Below are 22,824 nucleotides of genomic sequence, written 5' to 3' on the forward strand. Positions count from 1 at the left end.
GTTGAAATAAATAGAAATACATTGTCATTCTGCGGCTTGACCGCAGAATCCAGAACAACGATATTTTACTGGATCCTGTGGCCTGCCCTGGAAATAATTAATCCAGGGTTAAATCACAGGATGACGATAGGGACAAATGATTGACAAATCAAAGATTAAAAAGATATTAATAATTCGCACTGACCGAATCGGAGATGTTGTCCTATCTACCCCGGTTATTAAGGCCGTACGCGAGGCGTTTCCGCAAGCCTATATTGCTGTTATGGTTAGGCCTTATACGAAAGATATAGTAATTGGCAATCCTTATTTAGATGAGGTCATTGTCTATGATAAATACGGTGTCCATAAGAGCTGGCGGGGAACGCTTAAGTTTGCTCTTAGTTTACGAAGAAAAAAATTTGATCTGGCTCTAATTTTGCATCCCACCAACCGGGTCCATATAGTTTCGTTTTTAGCCGGCATTCCTTCCCGTATCGGCTACAGGAAAAAATGCGGATTTTTATTGACCGGCTCAATAGAAGATAAAAAACATCTGGGTAAGAAGCATGAACTGGAATATAATTTTGACCTGACCGAACTTATTGGAATTAAAAAAATTGACAGGACCCTTTTTATGCCTGTAGCTGAAAAGGATAAACAATTTGCCGGCAAGGTCTTAAAAAAAAACGGATTCAAAAATGGCGATAATTTAATAACCATTCATCCCGGTTCAAGCTGTTCTTCCAAGAGATGGCTGCCTCAGAACTTTGCCCGGTTAAGCGATAGATTGAGTATGCTGGATAATATTAAAGTGATCATGATCGGCGGCCCGGCTGACAAGAATATTGCCAGGCAAGTATCTGGTTATGTAAAACTACCGATAGTGAATTTATGCGGTCAATTAAATTTAAAGGAGTTGGCGGGGGTAATTCAAGCTTCTCGTTTGTTTATCACCAATGATAACGGCCCGATGCACATAGCCAGCGCAGTAGGCACGCCGGTGATAGCTATTTTTGGCAGAAATCAGGCCGGTCTTAGCCCTGTTAGGTGGGGCCCGACCGGAGAAAAAGATGTAGTGCTGCACAAAGACGTGGGCTGTAAGCAATGCCTGGCTCATAATTGCCGGAAGGGATTTAAATGTCTTAAGGCGATTACTGTTGAAGAGGTCGCCGAAGAGGTTAATAAGCTATTAAGACGTCATTGCCCGGCTTGACCGGGTAATCCAGACATAGTATATCGTTGGGCCTGGATACTCCGGTCAAGAGACTGTGTCATAACGTAGCTGCCTGATTTATCAGGCACAGCATAGAGCGCCCAATAAATTGGGCAGCTATAATATATTGTGTATCAGTATACGACAAAATGAGTTACGACACAGTCTGCAAGACGGAGTATGACACAACAGGCGCGTTATTTGCTAATTACAGCATAATCTGAATGACGAGAACATAAGGGGGTATAATAGATCATGGAAGAGCGGCGGAAATTTGTCAGGCTTGACGCTTCTATAAAGATATCTTATAGGGTGTTGAAAAAATCTGAGCTGCCAAGCAGGGTTTTAAGCCGGGATATTAGCGGCGGAGGCATCAAGTTTCCGGTTGAGGAAAAGTTAAAGAAAGGTGCAGGATTAGACCTGGAGATAGAAATTCCGGATGGCCAAGAACCGATTAAAGCCCTGGGCCAGGTGGTTTGGATAAAGAAAAGCACTTTTCGCCGGAGTAAGGGAATGAATTATTTTGAGATCGGAGTTAAGTTTGTCGAGATAAAACCTTTTAATAGAAACAGAATATCTAAGTTCGTATATCAGCGGATACACCGTGTTATTTATGATGACCTGCCCGGGGTGCAAAAATGATTACTTCGACAGAACGGGACGAACTCTTGGGTGTTGTCCGAAAAATCAAGGGTTTCATTAAAGCGGAAAAGGAATTCGGGATAGATGAACTTATCTTGAAACAGCCCGGAAAGCCCGGTTTTATTGAAGAGGCAGGCCGGGAAAGGCTGGAGGATTTATCTAAAAAGGTACTTAGCTGTAAAAGATGTGGTTTGCATGATACCAGGACTAAGGTTGTGTTTGGACAGGGTAGTAAGAATGCGAAACTGTTTTTTGTAGGAGAAGCTCCCGGTTTTGAGGAGGACAGGCAGGGCATTCCCTTTGTCGGAAGAGCCGGTGAGCTTTTAACCAGGATTATCCAGTCTATCGGGCTTAAACGCAAAAATGTTTATATAGGAAACATATTAAAATGCCGCCCGCCTTCTAATCGCAATCCTGCCCCGGATGAAATAAAAGCCTGTTATCCCTATCTTATGAAACAGCTTGAAATAATCAGGCCCAGGGTGATCTGCGCTCTGGGTAAATTTGCCGCCCAGACCTTGCTTGATACCACAAAACCAATAAGCAGGCTTCGGGGAGAATTTCATACCTGGAATGGCATAAAGGTAATGCCCACATTTCATCCTGCTTACTTGCTCCGCAACCCTTCCGGGAAAAGAGAGGTTTGGGAAGATATGAAGAAAATAAGAAATGAAATTAGTAAAATAACTGATTAAAATAACTAATTTCTAATTTCTAATTAACCTAAATAAACCCCAATGACCAATGACCCAACAGCCAATAACAAAATTTGGTCATTGGGTATTGGGAATTGGGTATTGATTAGAAATTAGAGCAATTAGGTTAATTAGAGATTTGAATAATTCGAATTTTAATATCCATGTTTAGGATCTGCATAGATAGATGAATAATATGACCAAGAAAAGAATTGCCAAGATAGCAATAGGTTTACCACTTAAGGGGCCATTGCATTATAGGGTTCCCGAAGGTATGGCCAATGATATAAAAGTAGGCCAGAGGGTGTGGGTTCCTTTTAGGAATCGCAGGCTGATCGGTTATATAGTGGGTTTTCTGGCTAAATCAGACATAAGGCGTCTTAAAAATATCAGCGAGATGATAGATACAGACCCTGTCTTAAACCCTGACCTTTTAAAATTGACCAAATGGATGAGTGAGTATTATTTTTGTTCCTGGGGTGAGGCTATTGAGGCTGCTATTCCCGGGCCGCTGAGAAAAGGAAAAGTTAAAATTAAAACCAGAATGTCCTCTTCGGAAGAGGCCTGTCTAAAGACTTTGGATTTAAGGCCCAACGAAGAGCAGCAGCAGGTTTTAAACTTAACCTTTAAAGCCGTAAGCGATAATCAATTCAATGTCTTTTTATTATTTGGCATTGCTGCCAGCGGAAAAACCGAGATTTATCTTCAGGCCATTAGGCATGCCGTTAAACAGGGTAAATCCGCCATTGTTTTAGTTCCTGAAATTTCCCTGACCCCTCAGACCGTGGAACATTTTAAATCCAGATTCGGTGATAAAGTAGCTGTTTTTCACAGCCATCTTTCACCCGGGGAAAGATTTCGCCAGTGGCAAAACCTTAAAGACGGCAAGGCAGCTATAGTTATCGGAACGAGGAGCGCGGTTTTTTCACCAGTTAAAAGATTAGGTATAGTTATAGTTGATGAAGAGCACGAAAATTCTTATAAGCAGGATGATTCTCCCCGTTATCATGCCCGGGACGCGGCTATAGCCAGAGCAAAGATTTCTCAGGCAGTAGTTATTTTAGGCAGCGCTACGCCATCCTTAGAATCCTATTATAAAGCTAAAAAAGGTGTTTATAAACTCGTTACACTGAAAAGCCGGATAAAAGATGCAGCAGCTCCGTCTACCCGGATAGTGGATATGAGAAAAGAAATTAGCCCTAAGGGCAAGACAAAAATGTTTTCTCATGTACTGGGGCAGTCAATAAGTGCCCGGCTGGCTAAAGATGAAACGGTAATGTTGTTTTTGAACAGAAGAGGTTTTTCTACTTTCGTAAATTGTAAAAACTGCGGTTATGTTTTAAAATGTAAATCCTGCCATGTTCCTTTAACCTATCATTTTCATAAAGATAGTTTAATATGTCATTACTGCGGTTATCAGCAGAAAACCGGTAAAATTTGTCCGCAATGCAAGAAAGGATACTTGAGTTATTTCGGAATTGGAACCCAGAAGGTTGAGTCCGAGGTGGCCAGGATCTTTCCCCAGGCAGATATCAGCCGCATGGATACCGATTCTGTAAAACGAAAGGGAAGTCATCAAAGGATATTGGGAGAATTTAAGAAAGGCAAGGTTAACATCCTGGTGGGGACTCAGATGATTGCCAAAGGTTTGCATCTTCCCCGGGTAACTCTGGTGGGCGTGGTTTCAGCAGATATGACTTTGAACCTGCCTGATTTTAGGTCGAGCGAACGCACTTTTCAGCTTTTGACGCAGGTAGCAGGAAGGGCAGGAAGGGGCCTAAAAAAAGGCGAAGTGGTAATTCAGACCTATAATCCGGACAATTACAGCATTCGCACAGCCAGCCAGTATGATTTTGATGCCTTTTATAACCAGGAGATTATTTCGCGTAAAGAGCTTGAATTTCCGCCCTACTGCCATCTGGTTAATCTGATATTTCGCGGGAGTCTTGAAAAGAGCGTAATCAAGACAACCAGAGTTTTAGCCAAGATGCTGCGAAAGACAAAACCGAAAGGCATAAAAATTATCGGCCCCGCTTCATTGCCCTTGCCGAAACTGCGGGGGAATTTTAGATGGCATATCATGTTCAAAAGTAAAGAGATAGCCTTGATCAATAAATTTTTGCATCAGGAATTAAAGAAGTTTAAACCAGCCAGCGGGGTTATTTTTAAAGTAGATGTTGATCCGATGAACATGCTTTAGTGACGATGTAATACTAATTTGTTGTGCGTAGTGCGCTGTGCGTTATGCGCTGTGCGTTATGCGTTTTGCGCTTTGCGCTTTGCGCACAACGCATAACGCAAGACGCATAACGCATAACGAAAGGGAGTTATCTAAATGAGAATAGTTTTCTTTGGCACCAGTGAATTTGCTTTGCCGTCGCTTAAGGCGCTAGTTAGCTCTAAGCATGAAGTTGCAGCAGTGGTGACTCAATCAGATAGAAAAAAGGGAAGAGGGTTAAAGGTCGGTTTTTCGTCTATAAAGAAACTTGCTTTAGAAAACTTTTTGGTTATATACCAGCCGGAAGATATTAAAAATGACGATTTTATCAAAGATATTTCTAAATATAGCCCGCAGCTTTTAATAGTTGTCTCTTACGGAAAGATTTTACCAAAGGAAATATTGGATATTCCTCAGAACTGCGCTCTTAATCTTCATGCCTCCTTACTTCCAAAATACAGGGGGGCTGCCCCGGTTAATTGGGCTATAATTAACGGCGAAAAAGAAACAGGTGCAAGCATTATTGAGATGAATGAGTATATGGACAGGGGCCCGATACTGGCCAGCCAGAAGGTAAAAATCGAGGCCGAAGATACAGCCGGTTCTCTAAGCCGGAGACTTGCTGTTCTGGGTGCTGATATCTTGTTAAAGGCCGTTGATTCGATAGATAAAAGTGAACTATCCCCACTTTTCCAGGATGAAAAATCCGCTACCTATGCGCCAAAACTTAAGAAGGAAAACGGCCGGATAGATTGGTCAAAGCCGTCCGATGAACTCTATAATTTTATTCGGGGAATGGACCCTCAACCCGGTGCGTTTACCTATATTGATGGAAAGTTACTTAAAGTTTGGAAGGTTAACCCATTGTCGATGATCAAGCGTTATAGCCCCGGTGAGATAATAGAAGTTAAGAAAGATCAGGGCCTGGTGGTTTCAGCCGGCAAAGGCGTATTATTGATAACCGAACTACAGATCGAAGGCAAAAAGAGAATGGGGGCTGTTGAGTTTATTAGAGGTTACAGCTTAGCTCCCGGCCGGAAATTGAGATAACTTTATCTGAAAATATCGATATGTGTTATGAATTTTATCATAAACAGTATTCAGTGAAAGAAATTCTTAACCTCTTGGAAAGAAACCGATTTAAGGTAAAATCTATTAAATATAGCAACTTTAAACGTCCTTTCAGAAATAAATGTTTAAAATGTAGATATTCAGTAGATAAAATTCTAAATAACCTTACTTTTAACAGAAGGGCATCACAAATTACACTTTTATGCAGAGAAATATAGAAAAATCGTTTATTAAAGATAAAAGATAAGCTTCTTGACAATTCAGCTATTATAGATATAATAGTGAAGTCAAACGGGTGTTTATAAGATTAACAATACAAAGGCGTAAAAGCAAGGAGGAGGAATGAGCATAAGAGTCGGAATTAATGGCTTTGGAAGGATTGGAAGATTAGTGTTTAGGGCAGCCTTGGAGATGGGAGAGAAAAATATAGAATTTGTAGCTGTAAATGATATCACAAATGCCCAGACCTTAGGGCACCTGTTAAAATATGATTCCAATTTTGGAATATTAAAAAATGATATTCAAACAAAATCTCAAGGAATATTAGTTGACGGAAAAGAGCTTGAGGTCTTTTCAGAAAAAGACCCCTCTAAGCTTCCCTGGGGAAAGCTGGGAGTAGATATAGTTGTAGAGTCAACAGGCATATTTCGTGATACTGAAAGGGCGGGTATGCACCTAAAAGCAGGCGCGAAAAAGGTTATAGTTTCAGCTCCGGCTAAAGGCGAGATGACCACTATAGTATTAGGTGTTAACGAAGAGGTGTATGATCCGCAAAAAGATAATATAATCTCTAATGCCTCCTGCACTACAAATTGTATAGCTCCGGTGGTAAAGGTAATTAAGGATTCTTTTGGCGTAAAAAAAGGATTGATGACCACTATTCATTCTTATACTAATGACCAGAAGATATTAGACCTTCCTCACAGTGACTTAAGACGGGCAAGAGCAGCTGCCGTTAATATGATACCGACCACTACCGGTGCAGCAAAAGCAGTCGGGCTTGTAATCCCGGAGTTAAAAGGTAAATTAGACGGGCTGGCTATAAGGGTGCCTACACCTGCTGTTTCGATAGTTGATGTCGTAATTCAAACCGGCAAAGAAACAACCAAAGAAGAAGTCAACGGTCTTTTTAAAAAAGCAGCATCGGAGAAGTTAAAAGGCATTTTAGAGCTTTGTGAACAGCCGTTGGTTTCTATAGACTTTAAGAAAAACCCCGCTTCTTCAATCGTAGACGCCGATAAGACATTTGTATTCGGGGATATGGTAAAGATACTTTCCTGGTATGATAATGAATGGGGATATTCCTGCAGGATTGTAGATTTAATTGAGTATGTTTCTAAAAAGTAAAAATAAATAGTTTCAAAAGAAGATTTTAACGCAGATATACGCAAATCCAACGCAGATTTATTGTCGGAAGCATCTGCGACCATCTGCGTTAGATCTGCGAGAATCTGCGTTTAAGAAAATTTCTTAGTAGTTTCATGTAGGCAAAGATGAATAAAAAGACCATCAGAGATATTGATATTAAAAATAAAAAGGTCTTGATGCGGGTGGATTTTAATGTTCCCCTGGATAAAGACCTTAATATCACAGATGACAGCAGGATTCAGGCGGCTTTACCGACGATAAAATATATTTTAAAGAACAATGCGAAGCTTATTTTAGCCAGTCACCTCGGAAGGCCTAAAGGTAAGATAGTGAATGAAATGAGGCTTACGCCGGTGGCCGGAAGACTCAGCGGGTTACTCGGCAGAGAAGTTATGAAATTAGACGATTGTATCGGCCGCTCAGTTAAAGACAGAGTTAATGACATGAAAGAAGGGGACGTGATGCTTCTTGAAAATCTTCGTTTCCATAAAGAAGAAACGGACAATAATGAAGGTTTTGCCAAACAATTAGCCGGCCTTGGCGAGATTTATGTAAACGATGCCTTTGGTGCTTGTCACCGGGCCCACGCTTCAACCGCCGGGGTGGCGAAATTTCTTCCAGCGGCCGCGGGATTTTTAGTAGAGAAAGAAATAGAATATTTTGAGAAAATACTTAAGTCTAACCAGAGGCCGTTTGTATTAATCCTTGGCGGAGCAAAGGTCTCCGATAAAATAGGGGTGATAGATAATTTACTGGATAGGGTAGATACAATTTTAATCGGCGGAGGCATGGCTTATACTTTTTATGCCGCCAAGGGTCTTAAGATTGGTAATTCGAAGCTCGAGGCTGATAAGGTGAAGGTGGCTGAAGATATTTTACAAAAGGTAGAGAAGAAGGGTATCGGGCTGGTTTTACCTGTTGATAATCTAATAGCCCGGAAAGTTGAGCAGGTTGCAGATGTAAAAATAGTAGGTCAGGAGATACCTGATGGCTGGATGGGCCTGGATGTTGGGCCGAAGACTACCAGAGAATTCAAAAAACATCTATTAAATGCCAGAACAGTTCTCTGGAACGGGCCTCTGGGTGTATTTGAAATAAAGAAGTTTAGCAGGGCCACGGAAGAAATTACCCGTTTTCTGGCCGGCCTGAATATTACCACGGTGATAGGCGGCGGCGATACAGCGGCAGCCATAACAGCATTAGGTCTTACTGGTAAAATGTCCCATGTTTCTACTGGCGGTGGTGCATCATTGGAGTATTTAGAGGGTAAAACACTGCCCGGAATTGCGGCATTACAAGATAAGTAGTACCCCGCACTTACGTGTGGGGAATGTCAGATACTACAGGCGTAAGCCTGTAGAGGAGAGAAAAATGCGGCGACCAATAATCGTGGGAAACTGGAAGATGCATAAGACAATAAACGAGGCTGTCAGTCTGGTCAATCTTCTTAAGAGGTCTCTTTATCAGACAGATGCTGTTGACATAGGGATTTCTCCGCCGTTTACAGCGCTGGGAGAGACAGGTGAACTGCTTGCAGGTTCAGATATAATGCTTGGCGCCCAGGATGTTTACTGGGAAGAAAAAGGCGCTTATACCGGTGAGGTTTCTCCTTTGATGCTAAAGGATGTCGGCTGTAAATTTGTAATTATCGGGCATTCAGAACGGCGAAAATATTTTAATGAAACAAATAATACAGTCAATAAAAAAGTAAAGGCTGTCTTAAGCGCGGGTCTTATCCCGATAGTCTGTGTCGGAGAGCGGTTGGAGGAAAAAGAGGATGGCAAGACCCTCGAGGTGGTAAAAGACCATGTTGAAAACGGACTTGTCGAGATAACCAAAGACCAGATCTTGAATACAATTATCGCCTATGAGCCGGTATGGGCTATAGGAACGGGCAAAACCGCTACCCCCGGCCAGGCCGGGGAAGTCCATAAATTCATAAGGACGTTATTGGAAGAAAAGTATGACCTGGATACTGCCTTGTTAGTAAGAATACAGTACGGCGGAAGCGTAAAACCAGACAACATTAAAGAACTGATGGCTCAGGAAGATATAGACGGCGCCTTAGTAGGAGGCGCCAGCTTAAACGCAGAAGCGTTTATTCAAATTGCGAAGGGAGCGTGAGCTGAAAAATGTATGCTATTTTGATCACTTTACATGTTATCGCTTGTCTGGTATTGATTGGAGTAATACTTCTTCAGGCGGGCAAGGGAGCAGGGCTTTCTAATGTTTTTACCGGCGGAGGAGGAGCGCTTGACTCGATATTCGGCACAAAAACAAGTTCTTTTCTAACTAAATCTACCTCTGTTTGCGCAATTCTTTTCATCATAACCTGTCTTGGGTTAACCATACTTTCTTCTCATAGAAAAGTTTCATTGATGGAAGATGTTGAGCAGGGAGAAGTACAATTAGACGAAACACCCAGCAGTGATTAAAAAGTCAGGTATAGTTATTGCAGGGAAAATTTTACCGCTATTAGCGGTATTTTTTTTAATATTCAGCAGCTTTAATGATGGATTTGCCGAGGAAACACCTTGTTACGGCGATACATTTGTTTCCTCGTCTATCGCAGACGCAAGAACATTGGTTCCGATTTTAGCCACTGATAGCGCTTCGGGTAATGTGGTTGGTTTAATTTTTAACGGCCTGGTGAAATACAATAAAAACATAGAACTGATCGGAGATCTTGCCGAAAGCTGGGATATTTTAGATAACGGCCTGACTATTATTTTCCACTTGAGGAAAGGCGTTAAATGGCACGATGGACAGCCCTTTACCAGCCGGGATGTAAGATTTACGTATCAAAAACTTGTCGACCCTGATGTACCGACTCCTTACGGGGGAGACTTTAAAAAGATAGAATATTTACAACTTATTGATGATTATACAGTTAAGGTAAAATACCAGGAGCCTTTTGCTCCTGCGCTGGCCAGCTGGGGCATGGCTATTATGCCTGAGCACCTCCTTAAAAATTCCAACTTGGTTACTACCTCATTTTCCCGTTGTCCTGTCGGCACAGGGCCGTATAAATTTAAAAGATGGAGGTCCGGGGAAAAAATTGACCTGGAGTCAAATCACCGGTATTTTGAACACCGGCCGTGGATAAACGGTTATATTTATAAAATTATTCCTGAGCAAACCACGATGTTTTTTGAGCTTCAGACTCAAGGTATTGACTATATGGGGCTTAGTCCCCTTCAATATAAAAGGCAGACCGATACAAGAGTTTTTAAGAAAAGATTTCAAAAGTTCAGGTATCCGTCTTTTGGTTATACCTATATGGGTTATAACCTGCTGGATGAAAAGTTTAAAGACAAAAAGGTCAGGCAGGCAATAAATTACGCGGTAGATAAGCAGGAAATAATTGATGGTGTTCTTCTGGGGTTAGGCAGAGTTTGCACCGGGCCTTTTGTCCCCGGATCATGGGCTTATAATAAAAATATCGAAGTCATTCCTTACGATCCCGAAAAAGCAAAGAAGCTTTTAAACCAGGCCGGCTGGCAGGACAGCGATGCTGACGGATGGCTCGATAAAAACGGTGAACGGTTTGAGTTTACCATACTTAGTAATCAAGGCAATGATGGACGCCGCCGTACAGCAGAGATTATCCAGAGAAAATTAAAAGAGATCGGAATAAAGGTTAACATCCGGATTCTCGAATGGGCTGTGTTTTTGAATGAATTTGTCAATAAAAAGCGTTTTGAAGCCGTGCTGTTAGGCTGGTCGCTTTCCCGGGATCCTGATTGTTTTGATATCTGGCATTCGTCCAAGACCAAAGAGAGCGAATTTAATTTCGTAAGTTATTGTAACCCTGAAGTTGACAATTTACTGGAAGAAGGCAGAAGGATATTTGACGAAAAAAAACGCGGCAGGGTTTATCATCAGATTCATCAACTTTTGTATCAGGACCAACCCTATCTGTTTTTATATGTTGCTGATGCCCTACCGGCAGTGCACAGGAGATTTAAGGCAGTAGAGCCGGCCCCGATCGGCATCGGGTACAATTTCATAGACTGGTGGGTTCCAAAGACAGAACAGCGCTATCTTCATTAACCTTTATGTTCTATGGTTAGTTATATTTTTAAGAGATTACTCAGCCTAATACCTGTTTTTATCGGTATAACCCTCATCTCATTTTCTATTATTCATCTTGCTCCCGGTAAACCCACGGATTTAATGACCCAGCTTAACCCCAAGGTTTCATTTGAGGCAAAAGAGAAATTAATAAAGTTATACAATCTGGATAAGCCTGTTCAGATCCAATATATGATCTGGTTAAAAAAACTTGTCAGGTTTGATTTCGGAAACTCGTTTGTTGACGGAAGACTGGTTATAAAAAAGATTTTCGAAAGACTTCCCATAACAATATTAATAAACATACTTTCGATGGTCCTTATTTTCCTAATAGCTGTTCCTATCGGGGTAATCAGCGCTGTAAAGCGCGGTTCCTTATTCGATAAAATGACGACACTTTTTGTTTTTGTCGGGTTTGCTACTCCCGGGTTTTGGCTCGCTTTGATATTGATGTCTATTTTCAGCGTTCAACTGGGATGGTTTCCTGTTGCGGGAATAAAATCTCTAGACTACGAAAATTTTAGCTTATTGGGAAAGGTAATAGACCTCGGGCGTCATCTGGTAATGCCTGTTTTGGTTTCGTCCTTTGGCGGGCTTGCCGGTATTTCGCGTTATATGCGCCAGAGTATGCTCGGTGTTATTTATGAAGATTTTATTCGGACAGCCCGGGCAAAGGGACTGCCTGAAAAAGACGTTCTTTACAGGCACGCCTTAAAAAACGCGATTTTACCGATTATAACTATTTTAGGTCTTTCTATTCCCGGGCTTATTGGAGGAAGTGTAATTTTTGAGACGATATTCAGTATTCCGGGAATGGGACAGCTTTTTTATCAATCTGTTATGGCGCGCGATTACCCGGTTGTTATGGCGGTCTTGGTAATCGGCGCAATCCTAACCTTGCTTGCGAATTTAGCGGCTGACATTACATATTTCTATGTTGATCCCCGGATCAGGGTAGGACGGAGAGCAAATGCTTAAGAACAGCCTGGCAATATTTGGCGGGATTGTAATTTTGGTTTTGGTCTTGATAGCGATTTTCGCGCCGGCAATAGCCCGTTATGATCCTGCGGCGATTGATATCAAAAATGCGCTTATGGGACCATCCGGGGAGCATATCCTGGGAACAGACCAATTAGGCAGGGATGTGTTTTCACGGATAGTTTATGGTTCGCGCATCTCGCTTTCGATCGGTCTGGTGGCAGTGGGTATTGCAGCGATAATAGGAGTAGCTTTGGGGTCTCTGGCCGGTTATTTCGGAGGAAGGACAGATTCTTTAATAATGAGATTTGTCGATATTATGCTCTGTTTTCCGTCATTTTTTTTAATCCTATCGGTAATTGCGATCGTCGGACCCAATATCTATAACATTATGGTTATAATCGGGTTAACCAGTTGGATGGGGATGGCCCGGTTGATACGGGCAGAGATCTTGAGCCTGAAAGAAAGGGAGTTTATCCTTGCTGCCCGGGCTCTTGGCGTGAGTCATTTCAAGATAATCCTCAGGCATCTTATTCCTAATGGCATAGGCCCGGTGTTGGTAAGTTTTGTGCTTGGCGTGGCAGCAGCAATTTTGATCGAGACAGGTTTAAGCTTTCTGGGATTGGGCGTGCAGCCGCCGACTCCTACCTGGGGAAATATACTGATGGAAGGGCGGGCTACGTTAGGTGTTGCCTGGTGGTTGATTCTTTTCCCCGGGTTCATAATCTTAGTTACTGTTTTAGGATTTAACCTGTTGGGTGAGGGATTGAAAGACGCATTAAATCCCAAGTTGCGGAGACAAGCGGGTACAAATAACCTATAAAAATCTTTAATTGCATAAAATATTCCGGCAGCAAAGCGCTGCGAAAATTTATTCTAAATTTTCTTGCTGCTATCGGAATAAATTCGGATAAATAATCCCGAAACTTCGGGATTATGTCGTCATTTAAGATGAATATATTAGAGGTTAAAAATTTAAAGGTTTATTTCGAATCTGACCGGACCATAACCGAGGCAGTCAAGGGTATTGATTTCGGCATTGGCCAGGATGAAATCGTGGGTTTGGCCGGCAGATCAGGATGCGGAAAGACCGTTACCGCTCTTTCTATTATCCGGCTTATACCCCGGGAAGCTCAAGTAAAAGAAGGAGAAATAATTTTTCAAGGGAGGGATCTTTTTAAACTTTCTGAAGCAGAAATGCGCCGGGTGCGGGGCAGGCTGATCAGCATGGTATTCCAAGAGCCGTTTACTTCCTTAAACCCGATAATGCGTATTGGCGAACAGATTCAAGAAGTTATTCGCGTTCATCAAGAATTAGATGTCCGGGCTTCAAAGAAAAGGGCGCTGGAGCTTTTAGACAGGGTTAGAATTGCTGCCGGTTTAAAAGTCTTTTACGATTATCCTCATCAATTGTCAGGCGGCCAAAGACAGAGGGTGATGATAGCCATAGCATTAGCGTTTAATCCCAAATTTTTGATTTGCGACGAACCGACTACTGCTCTTGATGTTACGACTCAATCGGAGATCCTGAAATTGATTTTAGAATTGAAGAAAGAATTTAAAATGTCCGTTTTGTTTATCACTCATGATTTAGGGATAGTGCAGGATGTGGCCGGCAGGCTGCTGGTAATGGAGCAGGGTGAGATCGTTGAGCAGGGCTTAGTAGAGGAAGTACTAAGAAAGCCTGCTTGCTCTTATACCGCTGAATTGCTGGAAGCCGCTTTAAAAAAAAGCATTGAGATATCTTATAAACCCCAACAGGAAGAAAGGGTTATCATTGAAGCAAGAGATGTTTCTAAGTCATTTTCTATAGAAAGAGGATTAACGAAAAGGAAAGTTGATTCGATATCAGCTGTTAAAAGCGTGAATCTTAAGTTAGAAAGAGGCAGGACATTGGGGTTGGTGGGCGAATCAGGTTCCGGCAAGACCACCCTTGCCCGGATGTTGATTGGCCTGATTAAACCGGATAGGGGCGAGATACTCCTGAAGGGTATGCCGATCGGCCAGGCATTAAAGGATAAACCAAAGTCTGTCAGAAAAATGATGCAAATAGTTTTTCAAGACCCTTACAATTCTTTAGACCCCCGAATGCGGATGAAAGATATTGTTTTGGAAGGCAGGAGAGCTTTGGTTTTAGGCAGAGCTGACGAAAACAAGATCTTTAAAAGGTTTTTAGAAATGGTAGCTTTGAAATATCAAGATAGGTTAAAATACCCTCATCAATTTTCAGGCGGCCAGAAACAAAGAATCGCTCTGGCCCGGGCCTTGGCTGTCGGCGCCGAAGTCCTGATTTTGGATGAACCTGTATCTTCGCTTGATGTTTCAACCCAGATGGAGATTTTAAAATTATTGGTTCGTCTCCAGAAAAAATTGGGCCTTACTTACCTTTTGGTTGCCCATGACCTTTCAATAGTGAAATGTATGTGTCATGATGTATTTGTGATGTATAAGGGTGAGGTTGTGGAGGCTTCAGCGACTGGTGAGCTTTTTAGGAATCCTCAGGCTTCTTATACCCGGGTTCTTCTTAAGAGTATGCCCAGGTTGAAAAGATAAAATCCGTAGTAAATCCGCGTATATCCGTGTATGAAGAATTTGCTTTTCAGGCGGCGGTGGTATATAATGTGCAGATAATGATTAAAAAGGCCAAAATCGGCGATATCACTAAGATTCACAAATTGGTTAATCATTTCGCGGGCCAGGATAAAATGCTGGCCAGGTCATTAAGCGAATTGTATGAAAATCTCCGGGATTTTTTGGTTTACGAAGAAAAAGGGAGAATCTACGGGTGTGTTGCCCTGCATATGTTCTGGGAGGACCTGGCTGAAATAAAATGCCTGGCTGTTTGGGAGTCCGGACAGAAAAAGGGGATTGGCAGCCGGCTTCTTAAGGGTGCTTTAAAAGAAGCAAAAAAAATAGGAATAAAAAAGGTTTTTGCCTTGACTTATGAAGCCGGATTTTTTGAAAAATACGGTTTTGGGAAAGTAGATAAATCCGAACTGCCCCATAAAATCTGGAGTGAGTGCATAAAATGCCCGAAATTTCCTAATTGCGATGAAACGGCGATGACGATAACCTTTTGAAAAAAACACAGGTGGGCTATGAGCTGTGTGCTAAAAAGCTCATAGCTCATAGCTCATAGCTCATAGCCCAAAGCTAATCTGGTATATAAGTATATTATGGGAATGACAATTACTGAAAAGATATTGTTCAAACACGCCGGAAAGGAAGAAATTCATCCCGGTGATTTTATTATGCCTGATATTGATTTTTGTCTGGCCAATGATATTACCGGGCCTTTGGCTATTGAGCAGTTTGAAAAAATAGGCGCGAAGAAAGTTTTTAATCGGGAGAAAATTGCTCTTATCCCCGACCATTTTACCCCGGCTAAGGACGTAAAAAGCGCTAACCAGTGCAAGGTATTAAAGGACTTTGCTGAACATCAGGCCATAAAGCACTATTATGAAGTAGGAAGGTGCGGGATAGAGCATGCGTTCCTTCCTGAAAGGGGTATGATTTTGCCGGGAGAGCTGGTTGTCGGGGCAGACTCTCACACCTGTACTTACGGTGCCTTAGGCGCATTTGCTACTGGTGTTGGTTCCACAGACTTGGCGGCTGCCATGATCAGCGGTAAAGTCTGGCTTAAAGTTCCGGAGACTATCAAGTTTGCCTATCGTGGTAGATTGAGAAAATGGGTAGGAGGCAAAGACATTATTCTTTTTACTATCGCGGATATCGGTGTCAACGGGGCGTTGTATAAGGCTATGGAATTTTCCGGAAATACAATAGAAGGCCTGGGAATAGACGACAGATTTACTATTTGTAATATGGCTATTGAGGCAGGCGCAAAAAGCGGGATTATAGAACCGGATGAAACGGCCTTTGGTTATATCAACGAAGTCAATAGCCGATCCTTCGACTTTGCTCAGGACAGGCAGTCCATAATCCACAGACAGAAACCGCGGACTATGGACTATGGACTGTGGACTAAATTAAAAAGTGATGAGGACGCAACTTATTGTGAGGTAAAAGAGTATGATCTGAGTAATCTAGAGCCGCAGGTTAGCTGCCCTCATATTCCCAGTAATGTAAAACCAGTAAGCCAACTGAGGGATATTAAGATAGATCAGGCAGTAATTGGTTCTTGTACCAATGGCAGGATTTCGGATATCAGGATAGCGGCTCAGCTTTTAAAAGGAAAAAAGGTTTATCCCGGATTAAGGTTGATTGTAATCCCGGCTACACCGCATATTTACCAGCAAGCCTTAAAAGAGGGATTGGTTGAGATATTTATCCAGGCCGGCGGAGTGATAACACCCCCTACTTGCGGTCCTTGCCTGGGAGGACACATGGGTATTTTAGCTGAAGGTGAACGGGCGATATCTACTACTAATCGGAATTTTCGCGGGAGAATGGGGCATTTAGATAGCGAGGTTTATCTTTCTAATCCTGCTGTAGCCGCGGCCTCAGCAATTAGAGGAAAAATCAGTCATCCTGATGAAGTGATGTAAAAATACATAGAAATAAGAAGAGTTTCAAAAAAGAGTTTCATTGAAATTAATAGAAATAAATAGCAATAGGTTGTTAAGTTAGGGCAACAAATTTCAATAAATTTCTATTAATTTCGCGATAAAGTTCTAAAAGGAACTTTGGAGCATATTTCAATAGTTTTAGTTAAGATAAAATATGAATGGAGGTGAAGGTTGTGTCAGCAAAAGTAGATGCAAGTAAATGTAATGCGTGCGGGGCCTGTGTTAAGGTCTGTCCGGTAGAAGCAATTACCATGGACGATGTGGCAGTGATAGACCCTGAGAAATGCGTGGACTGCGGAACCTGTGTTGACGAATGCCCCAAGAAGGCGATCAGTATGAAATAACAACAATTACTAAATGGCTAAATTGCTAAATGGTTAAATTGCTATAACAATTTAACAATATTATAAACAGGAGAATGGAGTATGAAGCTCGATGAGGTGGTGATATCTAAGGCCATTATTGACAGCTTTTCGGAGAAGCTGAAGAAGGGGCTGCAAACAGATGTAGTTATTGCCGGTGCTGGTCCGGCAGGACTGGTGGCCTCTTATCGCCTGGCCAAAAAAAAATTAAAAGTAGTCTTGTTTGAACGAAAGTTGAGTATCGGTGGCGGAATATGGGGCGGCGGGATAATGTTTAATAAGATAGTGGTCCAAAAAAAGGCCAAACATATCCTGGATCAGTTTGGAATTAATTCAACGCTATATCAGAAAGGATATTATCTGGCAGATGCTGTTGAAACAGCTTCTACTTTGTGCTCCAAAGCCGCAAAGGCGGGTGTTCAAATTTTTAACCTGATGAGCGTGGAAGATGTAATGATAAGGCACCGGAAGGTAGCAGGTGTAGTAATTAACTGGAGCGCAGTGGACATTGCCGGTTTTCATGTTGACCCGATAGCTGTCAGCGCTAAATTCACCATAGATGCTACCGGCCATGGGTCTGAATTAGCCAGGCTTATCGAAAACAAGATGGATGTGAACTTAAATACCGAGACCGGTAAAGTATTGGGCGAAAAACCGATGTGGGCAGAGGCAGGGGAAGAAGCTATATTAAAAAATACAGCAGAAATTTTCCCCAATCTCTATGTAGCGGGTATGGCCGCCAATGCAGTGTATGGTGCCCCCCGGATGGGTCCGATCTTCGGCGGGATGCTGCTTTCAGGAGAAAAGGCAGCGCGTTTGATAACTAAGAGAATATAAAGGAGGAAGAAATGGAGACCGAGAGAGAAATGGAAATTAATTTAAACGATGAAACCTTTAAAAAAGAGGTATTAGAATCAGACCTTCCGGTGCTGGTAGACTTTTGGGCTCCCTGGTGCGGACCATGTATTATGATCAGCCCGATAGTCAAAGAAATAGCTGCTGATTATCAGGGAAAGCTGAAGGTCTGCAAGCTAAATGTAGATGAAGGCCGCAATACTGCCATAGAATACGAGATTATGAGCATACCCACCATGGCTGTTTTTAAAGATGGCAAGATAGCGCAAAAAATTATAGGGGTTGTGCCTAAGGCCGAACTGGAAGCAAAAATTAAGCCGTATGTATGACCTTATTATCTTAGGCGGCGGTGCTGCGGGACTAAGCGCGGGTCTGTATGCCTCTCGAGGAGGACTTAAAACCCTTTTGCTTGAAAAAGGTATGCCCGGCGGATTGGCGTTGACCACTGATGTTATTGAAAACTATCCCGGTTTTTCCGATCCTATTTCCGGGATTAAGTTAATGGGGGGTATGGCAGAGCAGGCCAGGAATTTTGGGGTAGAAATCGTAACTGATAATATAACAGGAATTACAAAACAAAAAAATATAACAACACAAAATGGAAAGAACTATACTGCTCAAACGATAATTATAGCTACCGGTGCCAATCCAAGAAGGTTAGGGGTTGAAGGAGAAGAAAAACTATCCGGGAAGGGTGTTTCCTATTGCGCTACCTGTGATGGCCCGTTATTTAGAGAAAAAGATGTAGTAGTTGTGGGCGGCGGCAACACAGCGATTGAAGAAGCATTGTTTTTAACCAGGTATGTAAAAAAGGTAACGGTAATTCATCGTCGTGATGCCTTAAGAGCCGATAAGATATTAGAAGAAAGGGCCAAATCTAATCCGAAAATAGATTTTTTCTGGCAGGCTGAGGTCAGGAAAATTATAGGTAATGATAAAGTAGATAAGATAAAAGTTAAAGTTCTAAAGAGTGGTGAGATTAAAGAAATTCCCTCCCAGGCTGTTTTTATTTATGTTGGTTTCCAGCCCGGTACGGATTTTTTGAAGGGTATTATAGATATGGATGAGCAAGGTTACATAATTACTGATGAAAATATGAAAACTTCGATTGACGGGGTCTATGCCTGTGGAGATTGCAGAAAGAAGTTACTGCGTCAGATAATTACCGCCTGCAGTGAAGGCGCGGTTGCGGCTGTAGCTGCATTGCGTTATCTGGAAAGTCTACCTAAATAAAATATGTTATGATTACACAGATTATAAAAGCAGATTACACAGATGGCAGCAAAGCTGTCATTGCCGGCGGAAGCCAGCCGAAGCAATCCCCTTATGGAGAGGCTTCGCACTCTCAAAAAGAGATTGCCGCGTCTCACCTTCGGTGAGACTCGCAATGACGTTTCTGTGTAATCGAATAAAAATCTGTGTGATCAACCGTTAGTTATAAAAATGTTATTATAAAAGGAGTAGAGTGATGAGATCGGATATGATGAAGAAAGGAATAGACCGTACTCCTCATCGCAGTCTTTTTAAGGCAATGGGGTATACCGATGAAGATCTTTCTAAGCCGATAATTGGTATAGCCAATTCAGCTAATGAAATTGTCCCCGGCCATATTCATCTTGATGATATTGCCAAAGAGGTAAAACAGGGTATTCGGATGTCCGGGGGTACGCCAATGGAATTTTGTACGATCGGCGTATGTGACGGTATTGCGATGGGGCATCAGGGGATGAAGTATTCACTGGGTTCAAGGGAGTTGATTGCCGATTCCGTGGAAATAATGGCGATGGCTCATCCTTTTGACGGTCTGGTCTTGATACCGAATTGCGATAAGATTGTGCCCGGTATGTTAATGGCTGCTGCCCGGCTTAATATACCGGCCATAGTTATTAGCGGCGGCCCAATGCTCGCCGGCCATTTAAACGGAAAACACATTGATTTGATCACCTGTTTCGAAGGCGTAGGAAAGTTAAAGATCGGTCAGATAACCGAAGAGGAGTTAAAAAAGATAGAAAATACTGCTTGTCCCGGCCCGGGATCCTGCAGCGGTATGTTTACCGCCAACTCGATGAATTGTTTGAGCGAGGTATTGGGAATGGCGCTTAGCGGCAACGGTACGATCCCGGCGGTGGATGCGGCCAGAAGGATTTTGGCCAAAGAGGCAGGCATGAAGATAATGCACCTGGTAAAAAAGAATATCAGGCCCCTGGATATTATGACTCCGAAAGCATTTGAAAATGCTATTGCGGTAGACATGGCTTTTGGAGGATCGACTAACACGGTTCTGCATTTACCGGCTATTGCTAATGAAGCCGGGATTAAATTGGATTTAAAGAAATTTAATCAGATCAGCGGCAAAACGCCCCATATCTGCAATATGTCTCCGGCCGGGTCATATCACCTTGAAGACCTGAATTCAGCCGGAGGCGTGAGCGCGATTATGAATGAATTGTCAAAAAGGAATTTAATGAACTTAGATGAAATAACAGTCAGCGCAAAGAAAATAGGGGAGAACATAAGGGGTATGAGAATAGTTAATGATGAGGTTATCAGATCCATGGATAACCCTTATCATTCTACCGGCGGGTTGGCGATTTTATTTGGAAACCTGGCGCCGGATGGCGCGGTTGTCAAGCAATCAGCGGTGGCCGAAGAAATGCTAAGGCACAAAGGCCCGGCAAGAGTTTATGATTCAGAAGAAGATGCAGTAAAGGCGATTTTAGATGGTAAGATTAACAAGGCAGAAGTAATTGTGATCCGTTATGAGGGGCCAAAGGGCGGGCCGGGAATGAGAGAAATGCTTAGTCCGACTTCAGCAGTAGCAGGGGTAGGCCTGGATAAGGATGTTGCCCTGCTTACTGACGGCAGGTTTTCCGGAGGCACCAGGGGAGCGGCTATCGGCCATATCTCTCCTGAGGCAGCTGAAAAAGGGCCGTTGGGAATTGTAGAAGAGGGCGATATAATCGAAATTGATATTCCTGATAAAAAGTTAAATATAAAATTAACTGATCAGCAAATAGAACAGCGTTTTAAAAAATGGAAAAGACCTCCGTTGAACATAACTAAAGGATATATGTACCGTTATTCAAAACAGGTAAAGTCAGCAAATACCGGCGCTGTTTTTGAATGATGTTTCAGGGAGAAGGAAATTGAAACTAAAAGGCAAGGCGTGGACATTTGGAGATAATGTCAATACCGATGATATTATTCCGGCCAGGTATTTAAACACTACTGATCCGGGTGAATTAATCAGATATTGCATGGAAGGCGTTGATAAAGATTTTGCCGCAAAGGTGAAAAAGGGAGATGTCATTGTGGCTGGTGAAAATTTTGGCTGCGGTTCATCGAGAGAACATGCGCCTCTGGCCATAAAAGGGTGCGGGATAGCCTGTGTTATTGCCGAATCATTTGCCAGGATATTTTACCGTAACTGTATAAATATAGGCTTGCCTATTTTGGAATGCCGGGGGGCAAAAAAGATAAATCAGGCAGACCAGATAGAAATTGATATTTCCGAAGGCCTGGTCAATGACCTGACTGCGGGACTGTCTTTTAATTCACAACCATTTGCGGAATTTATGAAAAACATAATTCAAGCTGGAGGACTAATGGAATGGATACGGAGGAAGCCTGATGCATAAGATTGCGGTAATACCGGGTGATGGAACAGGACCGGAGGTTATCCGGGAGGGGTTAAAAATCTTAGAAGCGGTTAGCGGTATTGCCGGCTTTAAATATGAGACCAAAACCTATGATTTTGGCGGAGAAAGATATCTGAAAACAGGAGAAATCCTGCCTGATTCAGCAATAGAAGAGTTTAAACAAATGGATGCTATCTATTTGGGCGCAGTGGGGCATCCTGATGTAAAGCCGGGAATACTGGAGCAGGGGTTGCTGCTTAAGATACGGTTTTCACTCCAGGAGTATATAAATTTGAGGCCGGTTAAATTATATCCCGGCGTCTGGACTCCACTAAAGGATAAACAGCCGGAGGATATAGATTTTGTGGTAGTTAGAGAAAATACCGAGGGCCTGTATGTGGGTAAAGGTAGTTTTCAAAACAAAGGAACTGCTCAGGAGATAGCTATTCAGCAGTCAGTTAATACCAGAAAAGGTGTTGAGCGCTGCATCCGCTATGCATTTGAATATACAAGAAAAAGAAACGAGGCCAGGAAATTGACTCTTTGCGGCAAGACCAATGTATTGACCTATGCCTGGAATTTATGGGAAAGAACGTTTATTGAACTAGCGCAGCATTATCCGGATATTACCACTGATTATACCCACGTTGATGCTGCCTGTATGTGGATGATCAAAAACCCCGAGTGGTTTGACGTGATTGTTACTGATAATATGTTCGGAGATATAATTACAGACCTCGGCGCAATGATCCAGGGTGGAATGGGGATAGCAGCCGGCGGTAATATCAACCCGGAAGGAATTTCGATGTTTGAACCGATCGGCGGTTCAGCGCCAAAATATACCGGTAAGAATATTATCAACCCCCTGGCCGCTATTTCCGCCTGCCAGATAATGCTGGAGCATCTGGGGGAGAAAAAGGCCGCTGATTTGGTTGAGAAATCAGTTATCAAAGTTACCAGTGAAAAATTAAAAGGCCTGTCAGCTGGAAAGATGGGTTATTCGACAAGCGAAGTCGGAGACCTGGTGGTAAAACATCTCAGCTAAATTGCTAAACTGTTAAATTGTTGAACTAAATTTTTAGACGATTTATGTTTTAAAAGTGCACACCTTAACCGAAATTAAAAATAATAACGCTAAAAAGGTCATTCTGAGGCCGAAGGCCGAAGAATCTCAGAAAACACGGTTTTATGGGAGATCCTTC

Annotated in this window: 22 protein-coding genes; all 22 read left to right on the plus strand. The window is 42.4% G+C overall.

Annotated features, from left to right (window positions below):
* The first annotated feature begins 136 nt into the window (after window positions 1–136).
* The 22 genes from waaF to U9Q08_05180 all read left to right on the plus strand — a co-directional run bounded on the left by waaF (window position 137) and on the right by U9Q08_05180 (window position 22,667).
* Window positions 137–1,192 (plus strand): lipopolysaccharide heptosyltransferase II, encoded by a 1,056-nt coding sequence (gene waaF / locus U9Q08_05075; GenBank protein ID MEA3329074.1) that lies wholly within the window; start codon window positions 137–139, stop codon window positions 1,190–1,192.
* Between the two features lie 255 nt (window positions 1,193–1,447).
* The gene (locus U9Q08_05080; protein ID MEA3329075.1) at window positions 1,448–1,834 is read left to right on the plus strand and encodes a PilZ domain-containing protein; all 387 of its coding nucleotides are present in this window, start codon (window positions 1,448–1,450) and stop codon (window positions 1,832–1,834) included.
* Window positions 1,831–2,529 carry a uracil-DNA glycosylase gene (locus U9Q08_05085; GenBank protein ID MEA3329076.1) on the plus strand — a complete coding sequence of 233 codons (699 nt, stop codon included), beginning with the start codon at window positions 1,831–1,833 and terminating at the stop codon, window positions 2,527–2,529. The genes U9Q08_05080 and U9Q08_05085 overlap by 4 nt, the downstream gene beginning before the upstream one ends.
* A gap of 196 nt (window positions 2,530–2,725) precedes the next feature.
* Window positions 2,726–4,729, plus strand: a complete 2,004-nt coding sequence (gene priA, locus U9Q08_05090) for a primosomal protein N' (protein MEA3329077.1) — start codon at window positions 2,726–2,728, stop codon at window positions 4,727–4,729.
* Between the two features lie 135 nt (window positions 4,730–4,864).
* Window positions 4,865–5,797 carry a methionyl-tRNA formyltransferase gene (gene fmt, locus U9Q08_05095; GenBank protein ID MEA3329078.1) on the plus strand — a complete coding sequence of 311 codons (933 nt, stop codon included), beginning with the start codon at window positions 4,865–4,867 and terminating at the stop codon, window positions 5,795–5,797.
* A 363-nt stretch (window positions 5,798–6,160) separates the two neighbouring features.
* The gene (gene gap, locus U9Q08_05100) at window positions 6,161–7,165 is read left to right on the plus strand and encodes a type I glyceraldehyde-3-phosphate dehydrogenase (GenBank protein ID MEA3329079.1); all 1,005 of its coding nucleotides are present in this window, start codon (window positions 6,161–6,163) and stop codon (window positions 7,163–7,165) included.
* Window positions 7,166–7,311: 146 nt separating this feature from the next.
* On the plus strand, window positions 7,312–8,493 hold the full coding sequence (locus U9Q08_05105; GenBank protein ID MEA3329080.1) for a phosphoglycerate kinase: 1,182 nt from the start codon (window positions 7,312–7,314) through the stop codon (window positions 8,491–8,493).
* Window positions 8,494–8,557: 64 nt separating this feature from the next.
* On the plus strand, window positions 8,558–9,310 hold the full coding sequence (gene tpiA, locus U9Q08_05110) for a triose-phosphate isomerase (GenBank protein MEA3329081.1): 753 nt from the start codon (window positions 8,558–8,560) through the stop codon (window positions 9,308–9,310).
* Between the two features lie 8 nt (window positions 9,311–9,318).
* Window positions 9,319–9,621, plus strand: a complete 303-nt coding sequence (gene secG, locus U9Q08_05115; GenBank protein ID MEA3329082.1) for a preprotein translocase subunit SecG — start codon at window positions 9,319–9,321, stop codon at window positions 9,619–9,621.
* Window positions 9,614–11,239, plus strand: coding sequence for a peptide-binding protein (locus tag U9Q08_05120; protein MEA3329083.1), 1,626 nt, complete (start codon window positions 9,614–9,616; stop codon window positions 11,237–11,239). The genes secG and U9Q08_05120 overlap by 8 nt, the downstream gene beginning before the upstream one ends.
* A gap of 12 nt (window positions 11,240–11,251) precedes the next feature.
* Complete coding sequence (locus tag U9Q08_05125; GenBank protein MEA3329084.1) at window positions 11,252–12,238, plus strand: ABC transporter permease; 987 nt, start codon at window positions 11,252–11,254, stop codon at window positions 12,236–12,238.
* On the plus strand, window positions 12,231–13,061 hold the full coding sequence (locus tag U9Q08_05130; protein ID MEA3329085.1) for an ABC transporter permease: 831 nt from the start codon (window positions 12,231–12,233) through the stop codon (window positions 13,059–13,061). The genes U9Q08_05125 and U9Q08_05130 overlap by 8 nt, the downstream gene beginning before the upstream one ends.
* 128 nt (window positions 13,062–13,189) lie before the next feature.
* Window positions 13,190–14,791 carry an ABC transporter ATP-binding protein gene (locus U9Q08_05135; protein MEA3329086.1) on the plus strand — a complete coding sequence of 534 codons (1,602 nt, stop codon included), beginning with the start codon at window positions 13,190–13,192 and terminating at the stop codon, window positions 14,789–14,791.
* A 26-nt stretch (window positions 14,792–14,817) separates the two neighbouring features.
* A complete protein-coding gene (locus U9Q08_05140) occupies window positions 14,818–15,318 on the plus strand; it encodes an N-acetyltransferase (GenBank protein ID MEA3329087.1) in 501 nt (166 codons plus the stop codon).
* A gap of 96 nt (window positions 15,319–15,414) precedes the next feature.
* The gene (locus U9Q08_05145) at window positions 15,415–16,746 is read left to right on the plus strand and encodes a 3-isopropylmalate dehydratase large subunit (protein MEA3329088.1); all 1,332 of its coding nucleotides are present in this window, start codon (window positions 15,415–15,417) and stop codon (window positions 16,744–16,746) included.
* Between the two features lie 194 nt (window positions 16,747–16,940).
* Window positions 16,941–17,111: a 4Fe-4S binding protein gene (locus U9Q08_05150; GenBank protein ID MEA3329089.1), complete on the plus strand. Its 171-nt coding sequence runs from the start codon at window positions 16,941–16,943 to the stop codon at window positions 17,109–17,111.
* An 81-nt stretch (window positions 17,112–17,192) separates the two neighbouring features.
* The gene (locus tag U9Q08_05155; GenBank protein MEA3329090.1) at window positions 17,193–17,966 is read left to right on the plus strand and encodes a sulfide-dependent adenosine diphosphate thiazole synthase; all 774 of its coding nucleotides are present in this window, start codon (window positions 17,193–17,195) and stop codon (window positions 17,964–17,966) included.
* A gap of 11 nt (window positions 17,967–17,977) precedes the next feature.
* Window positions 17,978–18,313 carry a thioredoxin gene (gene trxA / locus U9Q08_05160; GenBank protein ID MEA3329091.1) on the plus strand — a complete coding sequence of 112 codons (336 nt, stop codon included), beginning with the start codon at window positions 17,978–17,980 and terminating at the stop codon, window positions 18,311–18,313.
* The gene (trxB, locus tag U9Q08_05165) at window positions 18,306–19,217 is read left to right on the plus strand and encodes a thioredoxin-disulfide reductase (GenBank protein MEA3329092.1); all 912 of its coding nucleotides are present in this window, start codon (window positions 18,306–18,308) and stop codon (window positions 19,215–19,217) included. The genes trxA and trxB overlap by 8 nt, the downstream gene beginning before the upstream one ends.
* Window positions 19,218–19,452: 235 nt before the next feature.
* Window positions 19,453–21,111, plus strand: coding sequence for a dihydroxy-acid dehydratase (gene ilvD, locus U9Q08_05170; GenBank protein ID MEA3329093.1), 1,659 nt, complete (start codon window positions 19,453–19,455; stop codon window positions 21,109–21,111).
* A gap of 19 nt (window positions 21,112–21,130) precedes the next feature.
* Window positions 21,131–21,622 carry a 3-isopropylmalate dehydratase small subunit gene (locus tag U9Q08_05175; GenBank protein MEA3329094.1) on the plus strand — a complete coding sequence of 164 codons (492 nt, stop codon included), beginning with the start codon at window positions 21,131–21,133 and terminating at the stop codon, window positions 21,620–21,622.
* Window positions 21,615–22,667 (plus strand): 3-isopropylmalate dehydrogenase, encoded by a 1,053-nt coding sequence (locus tag U9Q08_05180; GenBank protein MEA3329095.1) that lies wholly within the window; start codon window positions 21,615–21,617, stop codon window positions 22,665–22,667. Before U9Q08_05175 ends, U9Q08_05180 begins: the two co-directional genes overlap by 8 nt.
* The last annotated feature ends 157 nt before the right edge of the window (window positions 22,668–22,824 follow it).

The organism is Candidatus Omnitrophota bacterium (genome assembly GCA_034717435.1).
Lineage (GTDB): Bacteria > Omnitrophota > JAUWXU01 > JAUWXU01 > JAUWXU01 > JAYELI01.